This window comes from Muriicola sp. Z0-33, assembly GCF_026126425.1.
In the GTDB taxonomy this organism is placed as follows: domain Bacteria; phylum Bacteroidota; class Bacteroidia; order Flavobacteriales; family Flavobacteriaceae; genus JAFMPW01.
The window spans coordinates 1-6,899 of sequence record NZ_JAFMPW010000028.1 but is presented as its reverse complement, the minus strand read 5'-3'; the positions used below and the strand labels follow the sequence as shown (position 1 = coordinate 6,899).

The 6,899-nt window shown below is 36.0% G+C and carries 5 protein-coding genes; all 5 read right to left on the bottom strand.

All coding sequences use genetic code 11. The annotated features are described in order from the left end of the window. Positions 1–353: 353 nt before the first annotated feature. Positions 354–1,361, bottom strand: a complete 1,008-nt coding sequence (locus J1G40_RS18165) for a toxin-antitoxin system YwqK family antitoxin (protein ID WP_265244088.1) — start codon at positions 1,359–1,361, stop codon at positions 354–356. 5 nt (positions 1,362–1,366) lie between these two features. Next, entirely contained in the window at positions 1,367–2,866 is a 1,500-nt protein-coding gene (locus tag J1G40_RS18160) for a hypothetical protein (protein WP_265244087.1), read from the bottom strand. A gap of 127 nt (positions 2,867–2,993) precedes the next feature. Beyond that, on the bottom strand, positions 2,994–4,706 hold the full coding sequence (gene ggt, locus J1G40_RS18155) for a gamma-glutamyltransferase (protein ID WP_265244086.1): 1,713 nt from the start codon (positions 4,704–4,706) through the stop codon (positions 2,994–2,996). A 277-nt stretch (positions 4,707–4,983) separates the two neighbouring features. Then, entirely contained in the window at positions 4,984–5,685 is a 702-nt protein-coding gene (locus J1G40_RS18150; RefSeq protein ID WP_265244085.1) for a hypothetical protein, read from the bottom strand. 182 nt (positions 5,686–5,867) lie between these two features. Then, positions 5,868–6,794 carry a TolB family protein gene (locus tag J1G40_RS18145; RefSeq protein ID WP_265244084.1) on the bottom strand — a complete coding sequence of 309 codons (927 nt, stop codon included), beginning with the start codon at positions 6,792–6,794 and terminating at the stop codon, positions 5,868–5,870. Positions 6,795–6,899 lie beyond the last annotated feature (105 nt).

Here is a 6,899-nt window from a genome sequence, read left to right as displayed (position 1 = left end):
CTTTATCATATCTTTTATTATTTTGGCCTTCGCACCGCCTGGCTCCTCACTATCAAAGGTCTACCAGACCTTTGCTTGCCGTTCGGCCCTCTAAATAATTTTATCATCGGTTAACGGTTTCCGATAATGTAGTACAACGGTGAGCATATGACCCGTTTTAATGGGTTATATACATTGTTGACAGTAGTTTATATTCTTATTTTTTTCTATTCCATTTTCATCCCATTCTTTGGCCTCTACCAAATCTATATGCTGTACTATTTTTCTTGCGCGTTACTTTGATAAGCGCCCACTAATAGGAAAATCCTAATCGATATTTTGAAAATGATTGAACAAGTGAATAGATTATCCATCTAATAATATTTTTCTGTTTTTGTTAATTTACCGTTTTCGTCATAAAATTTCCATTCTCCGTGTCTTTCAGAATTGATATAGTTACCTATTGACTTTAATTGGCCATTCCAAAAGTAGCGTTCCCACAGTCCCTCTTTTTTCCATCCATCCCTCAAGGTTCCTTTGATTTCTAATTGACTCTCATAAGAGTATTGTTCCGTTATTCCATTTTGTTGGCCATTAATGTAATGCTGCTTAATATTTAAATTCCCATTATTATAGTAAGATTCCCATAGACCATCCTCTCTTTCATCATTGATATAATTCCCTTTTTCTACTAGCTGACCATTTTCATAGTAATGCTCCCAGAATCCATCTCTTTTCCCTTCTTTATAATTCCCTTTATTATTTAGCTGTCCATTATCATAATATTCTTCAAATATGCCATTCAATTCTCCTTCAACATGGATTTCTCTACGTAATAACTGACCAGTGGGAAAGTATCTCTCCCACACTCCGTCCTTAACGCCCATAATGTAATTTCCTGTTTCTATTAACTGCCCATCACTATAATCCTCAAAAAGACCGTGCCGCTTGCCAGCTTTATAATGTACTGAACTTTCTATTTGTCCGTCATTCCAATATTCTATAAAATCACCATCCAATTTCCCTTTTATGAAATTAGATGCCTTCATTAATTGACCATCACGATAAAATTCTTGCATAGCTCCATGTTGAACTCCTTTTAGAAAATTGGTTCTTGACCTTAATATTCCATCATTCCAGTAAGTTTCGGCAATTCCATTCGCTATCCCTTCTACAACAGCAATTTTCATTTTTAAACTATCGTTTTCATAATAATCGACTGCCAAACCAGTAAACGGTTTCCCTTTATAAGCTATCGAATCATTACCTTTATTAGTTTTTTCTTGAATCAATTCATTAATCTTAACTTCCTTGCTTTGCGCACTAAGGAAATAACTGCCAACAAATAGTAATAAGGCTACAAATAATAAGGTTTTTTTCATGATAGCTAATATGTTATCTGAATTATGCTACTAGAATCAGTTGCAATAAAACACCATTCATTGTTTATGTAATAAGGAGATAATCCTAATTTAAGAGGCGCTTGTTTATGTGTAATTGCTATTTTAGCAACTACTGATATTGCTTCACTAATATCGTAATTTATTGATTTTGGCCAGCTAACTTTTTGGCTAGCTTTATCTTTATTAATAAGCTCATAGGAATAGAAAACATAATATTCTCCTAAAATTTCAAAAGGATCATGCTCTCGTAATTGATCTTGAATATCATTGATTTTTTCAGACACATTTTCATCCCAACTAGCATTAATGCTTTCGGTCAAATCATCGGATGGTTCCTGTCCTTTTTTGCCTAGTACTATAGTTACATAATCCTCTTTTGATGCGAATATTTTTTTTAAGGCATCATAGTTTTCAGTTTTTAAGATAGATATAAAATTATCTATAAATATCCTTAAACCATGGTTATCTTCATCTAGTTCTGGCCATTCTTTTTCGATTTTTCCATTTTCACCCCTCCCAATTTTTTTTATTAATGCGCCCTCATAATAGGCTGACTCAATTGATCTCTGACCCTTTTCATCCCAGGCCATTGATTTGTCAGATAGCTCTCCACGATCGTAATAGGCTTCACTTTTTATCCGTCCGTTTTCATGCCATGTGGTTCTGTTGCCACTTTTTTTTCCATTTTTTGATATACCAGCAGCTGCTATCTGTCCATTTGAATACCAGTGTGTATAAGGTCCATTTTCTTTTATTCTTGCACGCTCGCCTGTAACCATTAATTCTGATTTCTTATTACCATCTTTCACATACCATGTTGTGTATTTCCCATTAATCTTTCCTGATACAAATGTGGCCGCAGAAAAGTAACTATCGTGCGGAATAAAAACCCCTCTTTTACTCCTATTAAAATTTAATTGTCCAGAAAAAGTAACAACACCTGTAAATGGTTCATTATTCCCTTTTTCGTAAGCAAAGAATTCGTCTTCATTAAGAGTGTCTTTTGCAACCAAGTCATCTATGAGCACAGTTTCATTTGGAAGTGATATCATTATATTTGGCTTGGGGTGAGCACTAGGATATATCTTTTCATCTTTTTTGCTTCCATCACTATTCCAGGTGGTTTCACTCGTGACTCTACTTTCTTTATCATAGATTCTTTCAAAGCGTTTTAGCCCGCTTTTAAAATAGTAGTTGAGTTTAATTATACTCTCAGGAGAATATTTTACAATGCTGAGTAGCGTATCGTTTTTAAAGTACTTTGCCAAACTTATTCTGCCATTTACAAAATGGTTCTCAAGATATTTTTCCCCATGCGGCAGTTTTCCAATTGAAATTCCAGTGAAAGGTTCGTCGCTTTCAATTTTATATTGCAAATCACCTTTCGGTACAAGTTGATCTGTATTTACGGTATCAATCACCTGATTTGATTGACCCAATAATGCGAAAGGAATTAATAGTAGAAATATTAGGAATGGTTTCATTTATGTCTTGGTGGGTCAATTAGTAATTTTTTACCGATTAAACTTCGTAAAGTTATTATTTTAAATTACTGCCAACGGTATTGTATAAGGCTTCGTTTTAATGCAGGTTATACAATGTTAGAAATAGTTAATAACCAATTGCAGCTCCCTCTGGTCTGGACGAATCGGATGCTCCAATCAAAATCTTATTCTTTGGATCTATTACAATACCCATTAAGGCACCTAAATTCGATCTAGGGATCAACATATGGCCCATGAGCTCAAGATTTCTCTTTGTGTCAGGAGATAGCAGGTGTTCCTCGTAACTAATTCTATCGGGTAACCACTGATGATGAATTTTCACTGCTTCTATTGCCCTATCTATTTGCATATCATACTCTAAGACATTTAACACCGTTTGAAAAACGGTGTTAATAATGGTTTTTCCTCCCGGACTTCCTATAACTAGGTACGGTTTACCGTCTTTAGCTACGATTGTAGGGGTCATACTTGATAACATTCTTTTTTCCGGTTGAATGATATTCGGTTTTGTTCCTATCAATCCAGTACGTGTAGTTTCATTCGGTATCGGGTTGAAATCCCCCATTTCATTATTGAATATAAAGCCAAGTTCTGGAGACCCCATTCCAGAACCATAGCCATGTTCCAAAGTGTAGGTCAAAGAAACGGCGTTACCGTCTTTATCAATCAAAGAAAAGTGGGTAGTACTGTTGCCATCATAAATTTGTCCGAATTTTGTTGAGTCGCTTGGTGATGCTTTTGACAAATTGATATTCTCAAAACGCTTTTTGGCAAATTCTTTTGAAGTCAATTTATTTATAGGAGTATTCAAGTTAAAATCAGGATCTCCTAAATGTTCTGCTCTATCGGCAAAAGCTCTTCTCATAACCTCCGCCAGTAAATGGACATATTTGGTAGAATTAAATGCAATGGAATCTAAATCTGCTAATTCCATAAGATTCATCATTTCAATAAGTGCAACTCCTCCTGAACTGGGAGGTGGCATGGAGTATATGTCATAGTCTTTATAGGTACCTTTTATAGGTTTTCTCTCCACAGCTGAGTAATTCCTAAGGTCTTTTTTAGTTATAATTCCTCCATTTTCTTTCATATAACGGGCAATCTCCTTTGCCACTATCCCTTTATAGAAACCGTCATGACCCTTGTCCCGAATTTCTGACAAAGTATTGGCCAGTTCAGGTTGTTTCCAAACTTCCCCGAAGGATATTAGCTTTCCATTATCCTTTCTGAAATAGTCTTTTAGGAATTGAATTTTGGTGTTGGCATCAAAATAAATGGCACTATTTGCAAGGCTCCATGGGAGTTCAAAACCATTTTCTGCTAAGTCAATTGCTGGTTGAACCAAATCCGCCCAGGGTAGATGCCCGTATTTTTCATGAGCCAGATAAAGGCCCGCTACCGTCCCAGGTACACCTACTGATTTTAGGCCGATGTGATTACTTGTTGATTCCCTTCCTCTATGGTCTATTCCTTTGGGAAGGTTTCCATCTTTATCAAGAAACATATCCGAAGATGCTTTCATCGGTGCTTTTTCACGAAAGTCAATTGTAGTAGTAGTTCCAGAAGAATCCATAAAGACCAAAAAACCTCCGCCTCCTATATTTCCAGCAGTTGGATGCGTGACAGCCAATGCAAAAGCAGTTGCCACAGAAGCGTCAATAGCGTTTCCACCTTTTTTTAGAATTTCAATTCCTACTTCAGATGCGATTTTGCTGCTTGATACAACCATGCCATTTCTTGCATAGGTTTGAGCTATAATGACATGGCTTCCTATTGTAAGACAATAGCTTATAAAGGCAATAATTTTAAAACGGTTCATAAGATTATTTCCAACGGTTCGGCTATGGCAAGTAGGGCAGGCAAGGAAACTTTTCGTTTCCGTCTGAACTATGAGCCAGAGCTTTTTGTTTTGTAATTATTTTTTCCTTTTTAATTGCCAAATCCAAAAGATTTGGCGGAATCAGGGAACAAGCCCAAGCCTTTAAATATAGTACTTTATATCCTATTTGCTATAGCCATTGTTGGGCGTTCGTATCATTTTTTGGGGCGACTTTCTTATACAATTTGTTAGTGACAAGTGTCAGGGCCTCCTGATATCAATAGAACAACGTGGCGTAGGTTTTTGCCAATGATTGCCATGCATCACTATCCCTAATAGTCCAAAGAAAAGTTCCAATCAACAAGACAATAAAAACAACCAGAAACGGTTTGTAGTTTTTCTTATTGTAAATATCATAGCCCATTAAAAAACCAACAATTGCAAGGTTAATCAAATCCACTATTATGAAGGTAGTCCCAAAATCAAGGTCAAAACTATTGATGAGCCCACGGCCCACCCCGGGTCCGATGGCCAATATGCCGGTGGCAATCATATACCGCATGTGCGATGCTGACTCTTTTCGGTAGAGCATGGCCAATCCCCAGAAAATGGCGAATGAGATAAGACCTCTGGAATCCAACACAAGGAAGACCAATGCATCATGCTCAGTAAAATTTTCAATTGTTCGCCAGTAGGACCCCTTGCCCACCAGGAACAGGAACAAGATCATGAGCGGTCCTAGCACATAAGATACTTTACCAATAGTTCGATGTAGTTGTATCCTTCCTGTAATGATAAGAAAAGGCTGTAAGACCAGCAAAACTAACCACGACATCCACAAGGCTCCATGGATATGGATAATGTTGGTTTTATCGATGAAATCTGGGAATTGGCTGATATAATTTTTATAAAACCCCCATTGAACTCCAATAATGATAAGAATGATAAAGAGGGAAATATTGCGGTAAATTTTCAGCATGGTTTTTATTTATATGGTTGAAGAAGATAAGGTACTCTATTTTTCGTCAGCTTCGAACCCTCATCTCTGAATATTTCATTTCTTCCGATAAGTAAGGGCTCTATTATGACGCCCAACGGTTTGTGTATGGTGCGTATCTTGAAGGGTTTGCACTATACACTTTGTTGGCGGTAGTTATATTTTTATTGTTGTGGTCTTAGGTTTTCTATAATTTCCGTACTCACCCAATAAATATTTGATAGTCCGGGCTCTATATTTCTTTCGTCTCTCCCAAAAAATAAATACTTACCATCAGGACTGATACTTGGTGTTTTTTCAGAAAAATTAGTATTTACTGTAGCTCCAAGATTTATTGGTTTCGACCATGTTCCATCTTGATTCCTGAAATAGACATAAATATCATTGTCCTTTCTGTTTTTTTCTTCATTGTTTCGTTCAGTTACCAATAAATAATCATTATTTGGTGAGATAAAAGCATGATGCCCCATATCAATTTCAACCGACTGTGGTTCTACAAATTCACCTTTCTTGTCAGGAGCGTAATAGGTTTTAAAATTTGACAAGTTAAAATAATAAAGTCCGCCATTCTTTGCATGATTTGCAAAAAATACTTTATCATCATTTACAGGGGAATTTAGTTTAATAGCATCACTCCACGAATCATTCAAGCGATTAACATACCATATTCGTTCATCCGAAAAAATAGAGTCAAATGCAGTAAAATAAATCCGTTTACCATTAGGGCTTACGAAAGGGTGCATTTCTTCTTTTTTATTGCTTTTAGTAAGATTTGCTACTTTAACGGGAGTCCAAGTACCATCGATGAGTTTGGTGAAATAGATTTGAGATGCCTCGTCTTCATGCTTAGCGTCAAAGTATAGCTCTTTTAAATCTGGCGAGAATGAAATCGAAGTTTCAGTCCTTCCATTGATAGACACAATACCAGGAGCGAAAACTTCTGGTGTTGAACCAGGAGGTTTTTGATCAAGGTAATAAAAGCTTTTTTTGTCCAAAGAATCATTGTCTTTCGTGTTCGATTTCTCTGTCTTGCAAGCACCTAAAAATATAATGAACGCTAATACTGAAAATTTAATTATGTTATTCCTCATTATTTGATTTGTTTTAATGTTCGTTAAGATACATGGTTTACAAAAGTTATAGATTAGGGTTTACACTAAATTAGTTTCTAACCTCACTGATTGTTCTTTTTTTCT